Below are 19,024 nucleotides of genomic sequence, written 5' to 3' on the forward strand. Positions count from 1 at the left end.
AGAGGAGAATTGACTGGCTCTTGTCCATGTATTGAAAGGTTCTTCTAAAAGAAGCAAGTCTAAACCTTTTAACAATGTCAAAATTGTCATACCATAACTGTTCAAGAATTGTTTATACAGATTCTAAAGGAGTTATGTGATTTTAAAAATTAGTCAAAATTTAATTTTAGTCTTATCTAATATTTTTTTTCTGTTTATTTAATTTTTAATTTCGTTTATCTAAATAAATATTTTAGAAAATATTAAAACATGATAAAGTTATCCATTGCCTCAAGTATTCTATTTTTAAACAGCTTTCTTATTGCTTTTGCCCAAGAAACTGGGAGTATTTCTGGAAAAATCAATGTGGAAGACGAGGCCCCTATCTACGCCGCTATTCAAGTATTGGGTACAGAGCTTGGAGCGATGACGGACGCTGATGGTTCATTTCAGATTAAGAATGTTCCAACGGGTGAACAAACTCTAAAAGTGAAATGGATAGGCTACCAAACCATCCAAAGAAAAATCACCATCCTAACCGGAAAAGCCACCCATATTGATTTGGAATTGAAAGAGGATAAGCTCAATCTCAATGAAGTGGTAGTGAGTGCTACCCGATATGAACTTGACCGAAAGGAAGCCCCTGTAGTGGTCAATGTTCTCAGCCCTAAACTTTTCAATGCCACCCAATCTCTGGCCCTTTCTGATGGGCTTAACTATCAGCCTGGAGTAAGGGTAGAAACCAACTGTCAGAATTGTGGTTTTACGCAAGTAAGACTCAACGGCCTCGAAGGTGCCTATTCCCAGATCCTGATCAATAGTCGCCCTGTATTTAGTGCCCTAAACAGTGTTTATGGATTGGATCAGATTCCGACGAATATCATCGAGCGAGTGGAAGTGGTGAGAGGCGGTGGATCAGCTTTATATGGTTCCAATGCCATTGCTGGCACCATCAATATCATTACCAAAGAGCCGGTAGAAAACACCTGGCAGGTCGGTTCCAACCTTGCCTTGATCGATGGACAATCTCCTGACAAAATGCTTAATTTCAATGGGTCCATCACCAGTGAAGACCTTAAAACCGGGGTGACTTTTTATGGGATGTTTAGAAACCGGGACAGCTATGATGCCAACGATGATGGTTTTACAGAACTCACCACCTTAGAGAACAACACATTCGGACTGAAATCCTTTATCAAACCTTCAGAGCTGAGCAAAATCACCTTGGATTTCAGTGCGATTAAAGAATATAGAAGAGGTGGCAATGCATTGGATTTGGCTCCCCACTTCACGGATATCACCGAGGAACTGGAGCATAATACAGTTATTGGAGGCTTGACTTATGAGCTTTTCAGCCAAGACCACCGCAACAAATTCTCTTCTTATATTTCTGGCCAAACGACTCAGAGAAACAGTTACTATGGCGGACTTGGAGGAGGAAGAACTGAAGCTGACAGTGTTTTGGCTGCCAATGCTTATGGTATTACGGATGACCTTTCCTTGGTTGCTGGCTCTCAGTTTTCAAGAAGCTTTACCAATAATGACGTAGTCATTTTTGGGTCGGAATACCAATTGAGCAAAGTAAGAGATGAAATTGCAGGCTATAACCGCTTGGTCGATCAACGTGTCCAGTCCATCGGTTTCTATGGACAATATGAATGGCGGCCCAACGAAAGACTTACAGCCTTGGCTGGAGGAAGGCTTGACCATACATTGGTGGACGGCTTTTATCGCATTAGTGATATAGAAAGGTCTTCAGATATGTCAACTAGTGTGCTTAGTCCACGGGCCAATATCCTCTATGACATCAATCCCAAACTCCAGCTGAGAACTGGCTATGCAAGAGGGTTCAGGGCTCCACAAGCTTTCAATGAAGACCTTCATATCTCTTCTGTAGGTGGTGAACCAACCTTTGTAATCCTTTCTGACGATCTAAAAACAGAATTATCGGATGCCTATACCCTTTCTCTAAACTACTCCAGTAATTTTGGCGATACCCAATTCAGCTTCTTGGCAGAGGGATTCCACACCAAACTGAAAAGACCCTTTACCACGGTCAGCACAGGGGCTACTTTACCCAATGGTTCTATTTTACAAGAAGTCAGAAACGGAACAAGTGCATCTGTGCAGGGAGGGAATTTTGAATTGAGCCTCTCCCCTTCTTCGAAGCTTCTTTTCCAAGCAGGCGGAACACTTCAGCGGTCCGAATACCAAAATGAACAAGTCCTTTTTGAACCGGAAGAAGACAATGAAACAGAGCCTATGGTCAACACCAAACAGTTTGTCCGTTCACCAAATGCCTATGGGTACCTCGCTTCCAACTGGGCAATCAATGAGCACCTTGCACTAGATTTGACTGGTACCTATACGGGCTCCATGATCGTTCCCCATGTGATCAGTCCTACCGGTTACCTTGACTTGGTGGACAGCAAAGCCTTTTTAGATGCCAATATTAAGCTTTCCTACCATTTTGACCTGATGCAAGATTTTCACCTAGAGCTAAGCGGTGGAGTACAAAATATGTTTAACAGTTATCAAAGTGATTTTGATCAAGGCCCTTTAAGGGATTCCAACTACATTTATGGACCGGCGAGGCCAAGAACCTATTTCTTTGGAATTAAAATAGGAAACTTCCATTAATGTTTCCCAACAAAAAAATGCAACACTCAAAAGCCATATTCATGTTGCTGGTAATGTTTTTCCTGGGCAAGAATGTCCTTGCCCAGGAAAGCATTCATTGGCTCTCATTTGAGCAATTGGAAGACTCCCTTGCTAAGCAACCCAAGAAAGTTTTCATCGACTTCTATACAGATTGGTGTACCTATTGTAAAAAGATGGACCGTAAAGTATTTACCAAGCCTGAAGTCATCCAAAAAATTAACACTGAATTCTATGCAGTTAGAATGGATGCTGAAAACCGGGACACCATCCAGTTTGATGGGCATGTATTTTTCAATCGACTGGCGACTGACAAGAGGGCTGGTATCCACGACCTGGCCATGTTATTGGGCCAAAGAAATGGAATATTTGCCCCTCCAACTCTGATTATACTGGAGAATGAATTTAAGGTATTGGACAGAAGGTTTGAATACCTATATAGTGAAAAATTAATGGAATGGCTTAGCAGTTTTGAGTGATTTCAGGGTCGTTTTTTCTCTCTGCGAAGCAGGCCCATCATTGTACCCGCTCCTATTCCTACAAAAGTTCCCTGTTTGTTAATGACCAAAATGGGTCCTACGGTAAAGCCAAAATACCGCGAGAAAGGAATTTCAATCTTTGGGCTGACAACGATACTCATATGGTTTTCTCTTTCATACTCCCAAGTATAATTCTGAACCAGAAAATTATCTTGTACTTTTTCCCAATTGGTCGGCTTTTCTATTTTCGAATAGGCCAGCCCAATAGACAGGTTCGCCCTAATGGTCCCAGAAGGATTTATTGGAACGATCCTGCCATAACCGACCTGATAGGTTTCCATCAAATCATAAGGTTTTGTGGTACCCAGCATCAAAGCATCTATTAAGCCTATTTTATAGTCCTCAGGCCTGTTTTCTGGTGTTTTTGCATTGGCCACCCAGCCAAATTTAAAGGCATGTTTTTCTTTATATATCCAATTAAGGGCTATCTCTCCACCCAGATAATTGCCTCCATAAATTTCGCCTGAATAATAGATGAAATTATTGTCAAAAAACTGAGCATAAAGGCTTTGTGTAGATACCAAATAGAGTAATATAAAAAATACCCTCTTCATTTATCAAAAGTTTTAGTATAACTAAATTTATCATTATTCAGTCTAATAAAAAACTTCCTCCAAATAAATATGGCCGAAGGATATAGAAAGAATTTTCTCACAGCCTCAAACCTAATACTTTGTATAAATCTGATACAATACTTTTTCCATTTCGCGTTTCAGTTCACTGGAACTGATCACATAATTATTGTGCATAAAGCTAAAGTAAAGTGTTTTTCCAGATTTGGTCAGTAAGTATCCACTCAAACAATGGACACCGCTCAAAGTACCTGTTTTAGCATAAACATAAGGATTTTCATCATCAGACTTATACCAAGACCGAATAGTTCCAGATTTACCTCCTGAGGGAAAGTAGGCATAGATCTTTTCTTCTGGAACTTCTGCCCTGATCTTCTCCAATAACTTCACGATACTTCTTGGAGTAAACTTATTTTGACTGGAAAGTCCTGAACCGTCCACCCATTGGGGGCTGTCAGGTAAGTCATTTAGGTAATTCTCCGTGACGTATTGAATGGCATTCCTAACCTCTAGCGAATCAAATAACTCATCTGCAACCAAAACCATCAACTGTTCAGCCAAAAAGTTATCACTAATGGTCAGCATCTGTTTGTATAATGAGTCGGTGGCAATCCCTTTTAATGTTTGATGTGGTCTGTTCTTAAACGGTTCGTAATCAATCACTGTCATCACTTTTCCAAGGGTATCCACAAGTAATTCTTTGGTCAATTGACTGGAAGTCACAAAAGGCTTGTCGGTTTCAAAACTCAAGGAATCGGATTTAAGATAATACCTGAAGTCATTCATCCTTTGGTCCCTGATGATGCTATAATTCCGTGTAGGTATATACCGGTCTTCCTTAATATTGTTGTTAAAAAACCTCGGTGAAAAGCTCATCCTATCTTCTTTCATTGTTTTTTTGAAACGGATAATATTACCATAAATCGGCATCGCAGATCGCTCTGGGCCATAATAGTAATGGTACCAATTCCAGGACCAACCTGAAGCATACGCCGCCACCTCATCAAAATTGTCTGCCATATAAAGCTTCTTATCTGTACTTTTCAGTAGATCCAACACAGAAGTATCTTCAAAATCAGGATGGAGCAAAGCGGGATCACCAGTGCCCCAGAAAATCAGGGAATCGCCACTTTCAATATAATCCAAGCTGTTCACCCGATCTCCCAAAATCTTATAGGAAGCATAAAAGGTAAACATTTTGGTATTGGACGCTGGAGTGAAATACTTATCCTCATTCATGGCATAAAGTACCTTGTCCTTTTCTGGGTCAAAAAGCATAAAGCCTGTAAAGCCTTGATTAAAGACTTCAGAGTCTCGAACAGATTTTTTTATATGTTGGACTTTGCAGGCAGAAAGCAATATGAGGGCTGCAAATAGAAAATTTCTCATAACATTAGAAGTCAATAAAAAAATCTCCCGTAAAAATACAGGAGATTTTAGTTGATCTTATCTTTAATTAATTAGCGTCCCACCAGACTTTGCCATAAAGGCTCTCCGAGCCACCAAACTGGCGCTGAACGGCCTCATTATAGTTGTCAGTATTATTGAACTGTTCCGCTTCAATATAAATCTGTCGGTTAGGTACATCAGCACCTCCAGGAGAAACCATATTATCAGGATAACCGGTTCTTCTGTATTCTGCCCACCCTTCATATCCATGCATAAACAAGTGAATCCATCTTTGCGTAGCAATCTGTTCGATGGCTCTAGCTGGATCATAAGCAATATCTGCTTGCATCATAAATGCATCCAAACCACTCACGTCAGCATTCCATTGCATCATGGAGTTTTCAATAGCCATATTGTAGTAATTTTCTGCCTCAATATCTCCTCCTGAAATCCATCCCAACTTGGCTGCTTCTGCCATGGCAAATAAAGCCTGGGCATAAGTCACCAGATAAACCGGAGCATCCTGTTGGTGAATGGCACTTCCCAAAAGCGCATATTTATCAGTATCGAAATCCTCAGTATCTCCGAAAAGCAATCCTGTGTAATCACCATCTGTTCTGTTAGGATCTCCATAAACATAAAGTCTTGGATCACCATATGGTTTCATTTTTTCTACCAAAGTCTCACTCAATGCCCACCAATCTCTACCTTGCAAGTCAATTTGGCTAAACCAATAATTCTGGTTATTGGCATCTGCCAGATGTTTGAAAACCAAATTATCATCATTGGATTCCATTACGCCAGCCTGCATCGCTGCAGTAAACTCCTGTTGAGCAAGACCTGGATTTACCTCAGACAACCTAAGTGCCATCAACATTCTAATAGTATTGGCCAATTTGGACCACTTAGACATGTCTCCATTATAAATGATGTCATTACTAATGCTACCGGCTACAATTTGATTATCGGCCGCTGTCAAAACACTTAATAAATCATTGTAAATCGATTCTTGTGTATCATAAGCTGGTGTAAAATCATCAGCACCTTGAAGTGCCTCGGTATAGGGTACATCTCCCCATCTATCCGTGATATGCCAAGTAAAGTATGACTTAAGAATACTCGCTACCGCCAATTGATTGGGTATTGGACCTTCATTACCACTTAAGTCATCTGCATTCAATACGGTTTCCAAGTTCATCAATGGTCCTTGGTACAAACCATAAAAACTGGTACTGGACTGAGGGTAAAGGGATGCATTGACATATTGTGTTTCAGAAAGGTACTGAGACATAAATTGAGCCGAAGGAGATGAACTCAATCCTGGCAAATACAACATGGCATTTGCAATTAGCTGCGTACCTGAAGCTTGGCTAGGGGCATTTGGATTGACATTGATGTCATCCTCAAACTGGTCACAGCTCGAAAATAACACTATAATTAATATAAATATATTTAACTTCTTCATGGTTTCTTCTCTTTAAAAGGTAACATTTAGATTAAACCCAACAGAACGTACAGAAGGCAACTGACCTGATTCATACCAACCAATCGACTGGCTTCCAGTGGAAATTTCAGCAGGGTTGATGCCCTTTGGTGCATTTTGGAAAATCATCGCCAAGTTTCTGCCTACAAGTGCTACCCTTACATTTTCTACAGGTAAGTTCCCCAACTTATTTTTGGTGAAGTTGTAACCCAAGCGCACTTCTCTCAATCTTACATAAGAAGCATCATACAACCAATCTTCATAAATTCTTCTCGCTACCACGCCATAATACGATCTAGGGTTAACATAAGCGACTACATCTTCTCCTGTTTCAGCAGAAACGCCTTCTACTCTCACGCCACCACCATCAGCTACTTCATCACGAACGTTAAATCCTTTGTCATTAATTTCGGCAGATAAAGGATCAAGTCCAGTTCTAACAGCCAACATCTTAGATCGACTAAAGAACTGGCCTCCGATCTGAAAGTCAATCATCGCAGCTAGATCAAAATTTCCGTAGGAAAACACGTTTTGAAAACCACCATTAAAATCAGGCAATACAGTACCAAAGTCATGAGTTGCATCCGTATAGAGCGGAAGATTATTGCCGTCCAGCAAAATCTTACCGGTAGCCTCATCTCTTTGATATGCTTGGCCAACTAGGCTTCCAAAAGACTTACCCACGTATGAATTCAAATAACTGGAGGTCGATGAATACGTGGTACTACCATATTGGTACACATCAATGCCTGGGTAAAGTTCTACTACTTCGTTCCTATTTCTACTGATGTTAAATGCAATATCCCAATTGAGTTTACTTTGTTGGATGGGAGATGCTGTAATGGCCAACTCAAAGCCTTTGTTCTCGATTTGTCCAGCATTGATGGTGGCTGATCCATAGCCACTTGCTCCAGACACATCCAAGCTTAGGATTTGGTTTTTGTTGATCTGTTGGTAATAGGTAAACGCCAATCCCAATTTTCCTTCGAAGAATTTCAAGTCCAAACCTGCTTCATATGAGTGCGCAAAAGAAGGTTCTACATTCGGATTGTTGAGATTATCTGGGACTGAAAGCGTATTTACAGTGGATGAACCAGAATAAATCGATCCTACATTATAGAAAGATGTTGTACCATATGGTGATAGGTCAGATCCCGCCTGTGCATAGCTCAATCTTAATTTACCCAAAGTCAAAGGAGTCCAGTCTATCAGCTCGCTAAAGACAAAGCTACCAGACAAGGAAGGATACCAATAAGAGTTATTTCCTTGCGGTAAAGTGGAAGTATTGTCATTTCTAATAGAAGCATCAAGGAAATAGATATTATCATACCCTAATGAAACCATTCCGTAGATACTCTTGATTTGTTTTCTCAATTTATAAGAGTTTGTCGATGGCCTATCAATGGAAGCATCAATATTATAAAAACCTGGTGAGGACAAACCTCCAACAGTAGCCATGGATAGATAAGAATAATCTCTATCATAGAAATTGGTACCAAAGTTAGCGTCCAATGAGAATTTCTCCCAAGTCTTGGTGTATTGGGCCAAAAACTCATAGTTCATCTCTTTGTTCTGGTATTTACCTACGGAATAACCTGGATTTCCACGACCGCCAAAAGCAGCTCTGGAATCAATATTCTGTGTGTACATATCAGATCTGACAAAGCCACTTAACTTCAGTTCAGGAAGAACCTGGTAAGTTAATCCTACATCACCGAAAAGTCTATCTCTACTATCATTAGAGAAGTTTTCATAGGCTAAGAAATAAGGGTTTGCCCAGTATAAAGGAGAAAAGTTGGTCACTTCTCCTGTAGATGTACTTGGTCTCCTTAAGTTCCAGTGAAAAAAGCTGCCATCATCATACTTGTAATCCTTAAGTCTCTCCATGTCCAAATTTCTTTGGAACCACTGCCCCATATATCTAGAGCCATCTTCTGAACCTTGGCCAGGTCTTCTACCTCTGTTGGCAGCATAATTAATATTGGTGGTTACTCTCAACTTCTCTGATAAATTGGTTCCCACACTCACCCCAACATTATTTCTTTTCAACATAGTATTAGGCTCGACACCTTGGATCCTGGTATCATTTAAGCTAATTCTATAGTTGGAGTTCTTACCACCACCTGTAATGGTTACACCATTGTTTACATTAGAACCCGTTTCATAATAATCTTTGATATTATCAGGATGAGGAACAAAAGGTGCCAATTGGCCATATTCAGGATCCTGTGGGTAGAAACTTTCCACATGCCTTACCATTGTGCCATCCATAAGCGGACCCCAACTCTCATCCACCGACATATCTACATACTTGTCGCCATTTGGCAAAGTTCGCCAAGTCTGGCTGGAACCTCCCCCATATAAATTCTGATAAGGCATCAGGTTATAGACACTTTCCACAAAGACCGCAGAACTCAATTCTACTTTGACTTTAGAGTCCTCTTGGCCTTTTTTCGTCGTGATCATCACTACACCATATTGCCCTCTGATCCCATACAGGGCAGAAGCTGCAGGTCCTTTCAGGACGTTGATAGAGGCGATATCCTCAGGGTTTACATCTTGACCCAAGTTACCATAATCTACTCCCGAACTTCCTGAGAAATTAGAGTTTGAAATAGGAGTACCGTCTACAACGATAAGTGGCTGGCTACCACCAGAAATGGAGTTGACTCCCCTGATTTTGATTTTCTGAGTTCCTCCCATACTGGCTCCAGAAGCACCTTCTACCTGAACTCCCGCAATCTTACCAGATAAGGATCCCAGCACATTTTGTTCTTTGGTAAAAGTAAGGTTTTCCCCATCTACTTCTTGGGTAGCGTAACCGATAGACCTTTCATCCCGGGTAATTCCCAAGGCAGTTACTACCACTTCACCGAGCTGAGAAACATCTTCAGCCATCACCACATCTATTTTGGTCCTGTTGTTAATAGAAATCTTTTGGGACACGAAGCCAAGGTAAGAAAATACCAAAGTCCCCCCCCCTCCAGAAACATCAATGGAATACATCCCATCTAAGTCTGTCACTGAACCACGAGTAGTTCCTTGCAAAAGAACGCTCACTCCAGGAAGGGGTGAACCATCTTTTTGTGTAGTCACCTTGCCTGTAATCGTCACCTCCTGAGCCCTTACCTGAAGAACAAGAAAGAAAACGAAAACAAGCAGGGACATTTTCGTAAAGATTTTTTTCATTGAAACTTGATTTGTGAGTTATTAAAATAATTTCAAAATAATATTTCTTAACAAATAAGAAAACCGAAATTATGAACTGAATACATCTTGACACTCAATATATTCAAAACATAATACTTCAATTTTGTAAATAATTTGTTAAGAAACAAACCACTAAAATAAATTTTATTTAATCATTCTGATTAGGTTTTTTGAATTTATTAAAAAACAAAAAAAGCTCCGAAACCTTTTCGGAGCTTTTTGGTATTTCGTTTACACTATTACTAATTATACATGCTTATCGGTTACTTTCACACCTATTCCTTTATGCGGAATGGTTCTTCCAAAGCAGCCATTTCTATCTGAACCACTTCTGATTTGATCTCTTTTTCAACAGATTGCATGGCTTCTGCTGAACCATCCGGACCCTCGGCGATATGCGGTGCAATCACCAAAGAAACAATGGAAGTCAACTTAATCAAAATGTTCATGGAAGGACCCGAAGTATCTTTAAAAGGATCACCTACCGTATCTCCTGTTACTGAAGCCTTGTGCGGTTCTGACCCTTTGTACTCCATCTTCCCATTGATTTCCACCCCTTTTTCAAAGGACTTCTTCGCATTGTCCCAAGCTCCCCCGGCATTATTTTGGAAAATCCCCATCAATACGCCTGAAACGGTCACTCCAGCCAAAACACCTCCTAAAACCTCAGGACCAAAACTAAAGCCCACAATGATGGGAACCAATAAAGCAATGGCTCCTGGGGCAATCATTTCACGAATGGATGCTTTGGTAGAAATCTGTACACACCTATCATATTCCGGCTTGGCCTTGTACTCCATGATACCGGGGATTTCCCTAAACTGCCTTCTCACCTCATTGACCATATCCATGGCTGCTCTTCCCACGGCCGCAATGGCCAATGAAGAAAAGATAAAGGGGATCATGGCTCCAACAAACAAGCCTGACAAAACATCGGCTTTATAGATATCAATGGAATTGATTCCGGCCAAACCTACGTAAGCAGCAAATAATGCCAAGGCAGTCAAGGCTGCTGACGCAATGGCAAACCCCTTCCCTGTAGCTGCCGTGGTGTTTCCCACAGCATCCAAAATATCTGTACGCTCTCTCACTTTTTTGTCACAGCCGGACATTTCAGCAATACCACCCGCATTGTCAGCTATAGGCCCAAACGCATCAATGGCCAATTGCATGGCCGTGGTAGCCATCATCCCGGCAGCTGCGATGGCCACTCCATATAGCCCTGCGCTGAGAAAAGAAGTATATATTCCTGCTGCCAAAACCAAAATAGGCAATACGGTGGATTCCATCCCCATAGAAAGCCCACCGATAATATTGGTGGCATGCCCAGTGGAAGATTGTTTGATGATGCTATTGACAGGACGCTTGCCCATTGCGGTATAGTACTCTGTAATCATACTCATCAATGCCCCTACGATCAAGCCTATAAATACGGCTCCAAAAACACCCATTTTAGTAAAAGTGGGTGAACCTTCCCTGATCATGACCAAATCTCCCTCCGGAAGCATAAAGTCGATCAAAAAATAAGATGCTGCTACAGTCAATAAAATAGAGATCCAGTTGCCCTTATTCAAGGCAGTCTGCACACTATCCGTCTCTTTTGAGATCTTAACGAAAAACGTTCCCAAAATAGAAAAAGCCAAGCCCATCCCTGCGATGACCAAAGGCAATAATATAGGAGCTATACCTCCCATCTGATCATCAGAAACAATTTCTCTGCCTAAGACCATGGAAGCCAAAATTGTCGCAACATAAGAGCCAAATAAATCTGCTCCCATCCCCGCAACATCACCCACATTATCCCCAACATTATCTGCAATCGTTGCCGGGTTTCTAACATCATCTTCGGGAATACCTGCTTCCACTTTACCTACTAAGTCTGCACCTACATCAGCCGCCTTGGTATAAATCCCCCCACCCACACGGGCAAACAAGGCGATGGACTCTGCCCCAAGGGAAAATCCAGCCAAAACTTCCAAGGCACGCTCCATGGCCAGGCCATTCACATCACCACCAGTGGAAACAACATAAACATTATAAAAGACAATAAACAGTGACCCCATTCCCAGAACCGCCAGACCTGCAACACCAAGCCCCATCACAGTACCTCCGGTAAAGGAAACTTTCAAGGCTTTCGCCAAGCCGGTCTTGGCCGCTTCCGTAGTGCGTACATTCGCCTTGGTTGCAATATTCATCCCGATATAACCGGCAAAGGCTGACAAAAATGCACCCAGCACAAAGGACACGGCAATCACTGGAGTGGAATTTTCAACAAGTGTTCCTGACCAAGCCAGGATAATCCCTGCAATGACCACAAAATAAAACATCACCTTCCATTCGGCCTTTAAAAATGCCATCGCTCCCTTCGCGATATGCCCAGCCAGCTCCACCATGTTCTCATCTCCGGTAGGCTGCTTATTTACCCAAGCAGACTTTATGGCCATTACGATTAGACCCAAAATCCCCAAGGCGGGGACAATGTAAATAACTTGTTCCATACGTGTATTAGCGGTTTTTTAAATGAAATATATCTCAACAAATATATTATTATTAACCTATGAAACAACTTACATAATCATGTATAAATACCATTCCACAACCATATAAATAGAAATATATTATAACATTACACAAAATTTTATTTATCAAGAATCTCATCCCTACTTCTATTAAAAAAAATGAAACCAAAGTGTCTTTTTATTGAAAATCAGGAGTAATGATCTTTTTTCACAATTCTTTGGTACGGTCCATGCTCTTATCTTTTTAGACAAAAGTACTTTCGCTTATATTTAGTCATTTATCGCAATCATCAAAATCATTATGAAAGCAATAGTCATCACAGCACCTGGAAAACCTGAAGTACTGCAAATCCAGGAAAGAGATATCCCAAAACCCAGAGCAAATGAAGTCCTCATTAAGGTGAAAGCAGCCGGAGTCAACCGACCCGATATCGCCCAGCGAAAAGGATACTATCCTGCCCCATCAGATGCTCCTGCGGACATTCCTGGCCTGGAAGTCTCTGGAACCATCGAAGCTTTAGGTGCTGAAGTAAAAAATTGGGAACTCGGCGATGAAGTCTGTGCTTTGGTGTCGGGAGGAGGATATGCAGAGTTTGTCACAGCACCATCTCTTCAGTGCCTTCCCGTGCCTGATAGGGTTTCGCTTATCGAAGCGGCCTCGCTTCCAGAAACATTTTTTACTGTATGGAACAATATCTTTGATATAGGAAGATTCCAAGAAGGTGATACGGTATTGATCCATGGGGGAAGTAGTGGCATTGGAGTGGCTGCCATTCAAATGGTCCATGCCTTGGGTGGAAAGGTAATCGTTACTGCTGGTTCAGTAGACAAGTGCCAATATTGCACTAAATTAGGAGCTGACTTAGCCATCAATTATAAAGAAAAAGACTTTGAGGAAGAAGTCCTCCAATTCACGAAACAAAACGGGGTGGATATTATTTTGGATATGATCGGCGGGGATTATACTTCTAAGAACATCAATATTCTGAAACCATTTGGTCGATTGATCATGATCAATGCCATGAAAGGAAAAATGGGTGAGGTAGACCTCATCAGGATCATGAAAAACAGGCTTACGCTTACAGGATCTACTTTAAGACCCCAATCTATTAAATATAAAGGGGAAATCGCTAAAAACTTACAGATCCACATTTGGCCTTTCTTTAATGATAAAATCAAGCCAGTCGTTTATAAGACCTTTCCTCTATTCAGAGCAGCGGATGCCCACACCTTGATGGAAAGTTCCGAACATATAGGAAAAATACTGCTTCAAACCAGTGAAGAAGCTTAATTTAATTCAATAAAATTAAATAATAGTCAACTTTCAGTTATTCAACTCATTTTCAATAAGAACAATAATTGTAAATTAGAATAACCAAAATTCAAACCGATGAAAAAGTCTCTCCGAGCATGTCTTGTATTTTTTATTTCAGCCACTCTCATCTCCTGCCAGAACGGCAAAAGTGAACAAGAGAAAAAAGTCTATTCCACTGCAACGGTCATTACTGCAGTAAATATCATTGATATCCATGATGGCAGTATTTCCAAAGGAGATGTAGTCATCGATTCAGGAAGGATAAAAGAGATTCTCCCCAACCTACCAGAAAAAGATTGGGAAGATGGTGAACTCATCAACGGTGAAGGAAAATATCTTCTTCCTGGTTTGGCCGAAATGCATGCACACATTCCCTCGGTCATGTGGAATGATCCACAAATGGAAGAAACCTTATTCCTCTACCTATCCAATGGGGTGACCACCATTCGAGGCATGTTGGGACATCCACTCCATTTAGAACTAAGAACCAAGGCGGCCAACAATGAGATCTTGAGTCCGAGAATCTATACTTCAAGCCCTTCTCTCAATGGCAATACCGTCACCTCGCCAGAAATGGCGAAAGAAATGGTGACAAATTACCAAAAAGAGGGCTATGACTTTTTAAAACTTCACCCTGGAATCCGTTTACATGTTTTTGATGAAATCGTGAAGACAGCCAAAGAAGTTGGTATTCCATATGCAGGACATGTTTCTACCTTGGTAGGTATAAGACACGCCTTGGAAAGTGGTTATGCTAGCGTGGATCATATCGATGGATTTCTGGAGGGATTGGTGCCGGAATCTGCCCATGTTAACCCAACTGAAAACGGCTTTTTCGGTTATAACTTCACCGAAAAAGCCGATCCTGACTTGATAGCAGAACTTGCACAAATGGCCAAGGAAAACAAGGTTTGGGTAGTCCCCACCCAAAGCCTATTTACCCGTTGGTTTTCTCCAACACCTACTGAAAGGCTCGCCGAGGAACCTGAAATGCAATACATGGCAAAGGAGGTTATTGAAAACTGGGTCAACAATAAAAACAACCTCACCGAAAGTGAAGATTATGATGCAGGTCAATGGGAGGATTTTATGCTTATCAGAAAGCAGTTGATTAAGGCATTGCATAAAAATGGATATGGATTGCTTTTGGGCTCAGATGCCCCACAGGTATTCAATGTTCCTGGCTTTTCCATCCAACATGAACTTCAGGCCATGGTAGATGCTGGCCTGTCCCCTTTGGAAGCATTGCAAATCGGTACCTTGAATCCCGCAAAATATTTTCACCAGGAAGGACATTTTGGAGAAATTATCGAAGGAGCCAGCGCTGATTTGATCCTGCTTGATCAAAATCCGCTGAAAGACATCAAGAACATGCAGCACCCCGCCGGGGTAATGGTTAGAGGAAAATGGCTCAGTAGAGAAACTATTGACCAAAAGTTAAAAGCACTCTCCGATAAATTCAAAGAAGCAACACCATAAATATAGTCAATTAATAATCAGATACTTATTATTTTAACTATTCAAATTGAAACCTTTTTCCTTAATTACATGTATATACATTAAATTCAAATACATTAAAAATTCGAGGAGGATATCATGAAAAATACAGCAGTCAAAAAAATTAGACAATTGGGATTTCAATGGCAAACACAAGACCCATTTTTGTTCTGTGCTTACCATTTGGATGATTACCCTGCCGGCAATGAGCATCTTGGGCCAAAAGCTTCTTTGGAAGGCAGAAATATTGGACAGGATTTCACCATCAAAGACGGATGGAGAATGTACCATGGCTCTAAGGTACCGGGATTCCCGGCACACCCGCACAAGGGATTTGAAACCGTAACATTGGTGGAAAGAGGCTTGGCTGATCATTCCGACTCACTGGGAGCTGCTGGCCGGTTTGGGGAAGGCGATGTACAATGGATGACCGCAGGAAAAGGTGTCATGCACAGTGAAATGTTTCCCTTGCTCAACCAGGACGAAAAAAATCCGTTATTGCTGTTTCAACTCTGGCTGAACCTCCCTAAAGCCAATAAAAATGTGCCCCCACATTTCAAAATGCTATGGGCAGATACCATTCCTTACCATACCGAGGTGGATGAAAACGGTAATAAAACTGTCTTGAAAGTTATTGCTGGCCAGATTGGTGATACCAAAGCACCCGCTCCCAATCCAGATTCTTGGGCAGCTGATCCTACCAATCAGGTAGCTATTTGGACCATCAAGATGGAGCCTCATGCTAAATGGACTTTAAAAGCCACTGATGAGGGCATCAATAGAACTTTATTCTTCTATAAGGGTGCTCAGCTTGGTACAGAGGGATTTGAAATTCCAGAAGGTCATTCTTTGGATTTATTCTCCGAGAAAGAGATCACTTTCGAAAATGGAGATCAACCTGCTGAACTGTTGTTCTTGCAAGGAAAGCCGATCAATGAACCAGTGGTGCAGCATGGTCCTTTTGTGATGAACAGTACCCAAGAAATTCACCAGGCAATGTCTGATTTTCAAAAGACCCAATTTGGAGGCTGGCCATGGCCCAACTATGAGCCTACCCATCCTAAGGAAAGGGGTCGTTTTGCCATCCACGCCGATGGCCGAGAAGAAGTAAAAGGTTAAAATTTAAGGTCCCTGATAAATTTCAGGGACTTTTTATGTCCAAGATTTCCACTTATATCCATTCAAAGCTTTCTTGAAATTATCAATAGCTATCCTTGTGAAGTCATTCTTTTTAAAATCCAAATAGGGCAATAGAATTACCTCATCAAAACCAGCGTCCCTTGCTTCCTCAGCTTCTCCAGAAGTAATCAAAAAGCACTTTTTCCCCATTTCTTTCGCCAGTTGCAGTAATTCAAAACTTCCCTTACCTCCAGCTGACTGCTGGTCAAACCTCCCCTCTCCAGTGATAATAATATCTGTCTCTTTGACTTTTTGTTCCATTTTGACCTGATCAAAAAAGAATTTGGCTCCCATCTTGATTTCCACAGGAAAAAAAGCACTCAAGCCTAAGGCAATTCCTCCAGCTGCCCCAAAACCTTCTCGGTCTTTTAACCCTCCTCCTGATTTTTTCTTTAGCAGTTGGAAAACCCTTTTTGCACCTGCCTCAAAGGGTAATAATTCTTCATTTACCAAACCCTTTTGAGGTCCAAAAACAGGAATAGCCCCCTTCTCACCAAAAAAAGTATTGTTGACATCGCATAAGCAGGTAAACTGAACTTGGTATTTTTTTATAGAACTTTGGATATGGGCTATTTTTCCTAAAAAACCGGTGCTGAATAACGGGATTTCTCTTCCATTTTGATCTAAAAATATAAATCCCAAAGCCTTTAAAATACCTGTTCCCATATCAACTGTGGCACTACCGCCCAAGCCTAATACGATATGCTTTGCTCCTTGACTTATCCCTTCAAGGATCAATTCTCCAGTTCCATAAGAACTGCTAAGCTTAGCATCAATTTCGGTAAGTTCCAATCCTTGAAGACCACTGACTTCCGAAATGTCAATCATAGCTGTAGCATTCCCATTATCCAAATACAACTTCCCTGGCTTTGGTCTTCCAATAGCGTTCAAAGCGATTACTTCTACCACTTTCATCCTTTTTGCTGAGGCCAATAAAGCACAAGTCCCATCACCACCATCGGCAATAGGACTTGTTATAAGATCTTTTTCAGGGAAATCATTTAATAGTTGAGCTTTGATCAAATGAGCCGCCTGATCAGCTGGAATGGTTCCTTTAAAGGCATTTGGGGCAATCAGGAATTTCATTGATTCATTTGCTTCATGCGCTTAAAATAATCTTTGGTGGCTGCAACAACTTTTGGGGAGAGGTAAATGGCTGAGATCATGGTCGGAAAAGCCATCACGGCATACATTCCATCCACAAAACTCATCACTACCTGAAGGGAAACCACTGCTCCCCCTACAATCGTCAGCAAATAGAAATAGTTGTAATAGTCTGCTTTATCTGCTCCAAAAAGATAATTGAAGCACTTATGGCCATAATAGCTATAGGTAAACATGGTAGAGAGTGCAAAAACCAGCACCGCTGCCATCAGAAAATATTTTCCCAAGCCGGGAATCCCACTCTCAAAAGCCGATAAAGTCATCAACACCCCATCCTTTTCTCCAGACTCCCAAACCCCTGTCACCATAATGGTCAAGGCAGTCAATGTGCAAACCACAATGGTATCTATAAATGGCCCCAACATGGCGATCAGTCCCTCACGTACCGGCTCTTCGTTTTTAGAAGCACCATGTACCATTGGTGCCGTACCGATACCCGCCTCATTACTAAACGCTGCACGCCTTGCTCCTGTAATAATTACCGCCCCTACGGATCCTCCTAAAACTGCTTTTCCAGTAAAGGCATCCTCCACAATAAACCAAAGCGAGGAAATTATCTGGTCATTGAATTTGATCAGAATGACCAAAACACTTAAAAAATAAAGGGTCACCATAAAAGGCACCAATTTGGAAGCTACAGAGGCAATTCGCTTAATTCCTCCCAAGATTACTATTGCCACCAATAACATCATCGATATACCCAAAATCCATCGGGTGCTTGCTCCATGGTCCAGTCCAAAAGGTTTCAACAACACAACGCGGGTAACATCGGTCAACTGATTGGCCTGAAAAATCGCCAACAAGCCCATGATCCCAGCTACACAAAAGATGACGGACAAAAACCGCCATTTCTTGCCCATTCCTTCCTCAATCACATACATAGGTCCGCCTTGAACATGCCCAGAGCTGTCCTTACCCCGATACATGATGGCCAAGGTACAGGTAAAATACTTGGTGGCCATGCCCACAAAAGCAGAGACCCACATCCAGAAAATGGCTCCAGGGCCACCAGTGCTGATTGCCAGCGCCACACCACTGATATTTCCCAGTCCCACCGTCGCGGCAATGGCAGAGGTCAAAGCTTGAAAAGAAGTAATGTCCCCTTTGGCATTTGGATCATCATACTTACCGCCTACCACCTTCATGGCATGAGCAAACCCACGGAACGGGATCAATCCAGAATAAAGAAACAAAATTGTTCCACCCCCCAATAAAAGATAGAGCAGTGGCCAGCCCCATATCCAGTTGCTAAAATCAATAATTAATTGCCCCATGTGCTATGTATATCGTCCTATTATAAAAGGGATCATCCCTCATTTAAATTCATAAAAAGGAATATTACTACCATTTTCCCTTTAATCCAAACCATCAATCAAAAGCCATTGCAATCTTCCCTTTATTCCACTAATTCTCACGGAATTCCAAATTCCACCAGTTTTCTTGAACACCTACAGGCACAAGCCCAACTAGTCCCTCCCTGCTTTGCCGTATATTTTTTGATGTTCAAGCTGTTCTCAAAA

At 41.4% G+C, this 19,024-nt stretch carries 12 protein-coding genes; 5 read left to right on the forward strand and 7 right to left on the reverse strand.

Features of this window, described 5'->3' with window-relative positions; translation table 11 throughout:
* The first annotated feature begins 249 nt into the window (after window positions 1–249).
* Together IFO69_RS14460 and IFO69_RS14465 are read left to right on the forward strand one after the other, a co-directional pair.
* A complete protein-coding gene (locus tag IFO69_RS14460; protein WP_192010842.1) occupies window positions 250–2,619 on the forward strand; it encodes a TonB-dependent receptor in 2,370 nt (789 codons plus the stop codon).
* A gap of 17 nt (window positions 2,620–2,636) precedes the next feature.
* On the forward strand, window positions 2,637–3,116 hold the full coding sequence (locus tag IFO69_RS14465) for a thioredoxin family protein (RefSeq protein WP_225444152.1): 480 nt from the start codon (window positions 2,637–2,639) through the stop codon (window positions 3,114–3,116).
* A 2-nt stretch (window positions 3,117–3,118) separates the two neighbouring features.
* Here IFO69_RS14465 and IFO69_RS14470 read toward each other — a convergent pair whose 3' ends face one another.
* From IFO69_RS14470 to IFO69_RS14490, 5 genes are all read right to left on the reverse strand, one after another.
* On the reverse strand, window positions 3,119–3,730 hold the full coding sequence (locus IFO69_RS14470; protein ID WP_192010843.1) for a hypothetical protein: 612 nt from the start codon (window positions 3,728–3,730) through the stop codon (window positions 3,119–3,121).
* A 111-nt stretch (window positions 3,731–3,841) separates the two neighbouring features.
* On the reverse strand, window positions 3,842–5,137 hold the full coding sequence (locus IFO69_RS14475) for a D-alanyl-D-alanine carboxypeptidase (RefSeq protein ID WP_192010844.1): 1,296 nt from the start codon (window positions 5,135–5,137) through the stop codon (window positions 3,842–3,844).
* Window positions 5,138–5,204: 67 nt separating this feature from the next.
* Window positions 5,205–6,602, reverse strand: coding sequence for a SusD/RagB family nutrient-binding outer membrane lipoprotein (locus IFO69_RS14480; RefSeq protein ID WP_192010845.1), 1,398 nt, complete (start codon window positions 6,600–6,602; stop codon window positions 5,205–5,207).
* Between the two features lie 12 nt (window positions 6,603–6,614).
* A complete protein-coding gene (locus IFO69_RS14485) occupies window positions 6,615–9,809 on the reverse strand; it encodes a SusC/RagA family TonB-linked outer membrane protein (protein ID WP_192010846.1) in 3,195 nt (1,064 codons plus the stop codon).
* 296 nt (window positions 9,810–10,105) lie between these two features.
* Complete coding sequence (locus tag IFO69_RS14490; RefSeq protein ID WP_192010847.1) at window positions 10,106–12,328, reverse strand: sodium-translocating pyrophosphatase; 2,223 nt, start codon at window positions 12,326–12,328, stop codon at window positions 10,106–10,108.
* A gap of 322 nt (window positions 12,329–12,650) precedes the next feature.
* Here IFO69_RS14490 and IFO69_RS14495 point away from each other — a divergent pair, with 322 nt between their 5' ends.
* The 3 genes from IFO69_RS14495 to IFO69_RS14505 all read left to right on the forward strand — a co-directional run bounded on the left by IFO69_RS14495 (window position 12,651) and on the right by IFO69_RS14505 (window position 16,280).
* Entirely contained in the window at window positions 12,651–13,640 is a 990-nt protein-coding gene (locus IFO69_RS14495) for an NAD(P)H-quinone oxidoreductase (RefSeq protein WP_192010848.1), read from the forward strand.
* Between the two features lie 99 nt (window positions 13,641–13,739).
* On the forward strand, window positions 13,740–15,143 hold the full coding sequence (locus IFO69_RS14500; RefSeq protein ID WP_192010849.1) for an amidohydrolase family protein: 1,404 nt from the start codon (window positions 13,740–13,742) through the stop codon (window positions 15,141–15,143).
* A 117-nt stretch (window positions 15,144–15,260) separates the two neighbouring features.
* Window positions 15,261–16,280, forward strand: a complete 1,020-nt coding sequence (locus IFO69_RS14505) for a pirin family protein (protein ID WP_192010850.1) — start codon at window positions 15,261–15,263, stop codon at window positions 16,278–16,280.
* A 33-nt stretch (window positions 16,281–16,313) separates the two neighbouring features.
* On the opposite strand, the gene IFO69_RS14510 is transcribed toward IFO69_RS14505, so the two are convergent.
* A complete protein-coding gene (locus IFO69_RS14510) occupies window positions 16,314–17,426 on the reverse strand; it encodes a glycerate kinase family protein (RefSeq protein WP_192010851.1) in 1,113 nt (370 codons plus the stop codon).
* Window positions 17,423–18,778: an alanine/glycine:cation symporter family protein gene (locus tag IFO69_RS14515; RefSeq protein WP_192010852.1), complete on the reverse strand. Its 1,356-nt coding sequence runs from the start codon at window positions 18,776–18,778 to the stop codon at window positions 17,423–17,425. Before IFO69_RS14515 ends, IFO69_RS14510 begins: the two co-directional genes overlap by 4 nt.
* Window positions 18,779–19,024 lie beyond the last annotated feature (246 nt).

It is taken from the genome of Echinicola arenosa (assembly GCF_014841125.1).
In the GTDB taxonomy this organism is placed as follows: domain Bacteria; phylum Bacteroidota; class Bacteroidia; order Cytophagales; family Cyclobacteriaceae; genus Echinicola; species Echinicola arenosa.

Bases quoted from the DNA above. Each gene is read 5' to 3' on its own strand.
- IFO69_RS14460 (WP_192010842.1), top strand. From the start codon at position 250: ATGATAAAGTTATCCATTGCCTCAAGTATTCTATTTTTAAACAGCTTT.
- IFO69_RS14465 (WP_225444152.1), top strand. From the start codon at position 2,637: ATGCAACACTCAAAAGCCATATTCATGTTGCTGGTAATGTTTTTCCTG.
- IFO69_RS14470 (WP_192010843.1), bottom strand. From the start codon at position 3,730: ATGAAGAGGGTATTTTTTATATTACTCTATTTGGTATCTACACAAAGC.
- IFO69_RS14475 (WP_192010844.1), bottom strand. From the start codon at position 5,137: ATGAGAAATTTTCTATTTGCAGCCCTCATATTGCTTTCTGCCTGCAAA.
- IFO69_RS14480 (WP_192010845.1), bottom strand. From the start codon at position 6,602: ATGAAGAAGTTAAATATATTTATATTAATTATAGTGTTATTTTCGAGC.
- IFO69_RS14485 (WP_192010846.1), bottom strand. From the start codon at position 9,809: ATGAAAAAAATCTTTACGAAAATGTCCCTGCTTGTTTTCGTTTTCTTT.
- IFO69_RS14490 (WP_192010847.1), bottom strand. From the start codon at position 12,328: ATGGAACAAGTTATTTACATTGTCCCCGCCTTGGGGATTTTGGGTCTA.
- IFO69_RS14495 (WP_192010848.1), top strand. From the start codon at position 12,651: ATGAAAGCAATAGTCATCACAGCACCTGGAAAACCTGAAGTACTGCAA.
- IFO69_RS14500 (WP_192010849.1), top strand. From the start codon at position 13,740: ATGAAAAAGTCTCTCCGAGCATGTCTTGTATTTTTTATTTCAGCCACT.
- IFO69_RS14505 (WP_192010850.1), top strand. From the start codon at position 15,261: ATGAAAAATACAGCAGTCAAAAAAATTAGACAATTGGGATTTCAATGG.
- IFO69_RS14510 (WP_192010851.1), bottom strand. From the start codon at position 17,426: ATGAAATTCCTGATTGCCCCAAATGCCTTTAAAGGAACCATTCCAGCT.
- IFO69_RS14515 (WP_192010852.1), bottom strand. From the start codon at position 18,778: ATGGGGCAATTAATTATTGATTTTAGCAACTGGATATGGGGCTGGCCA.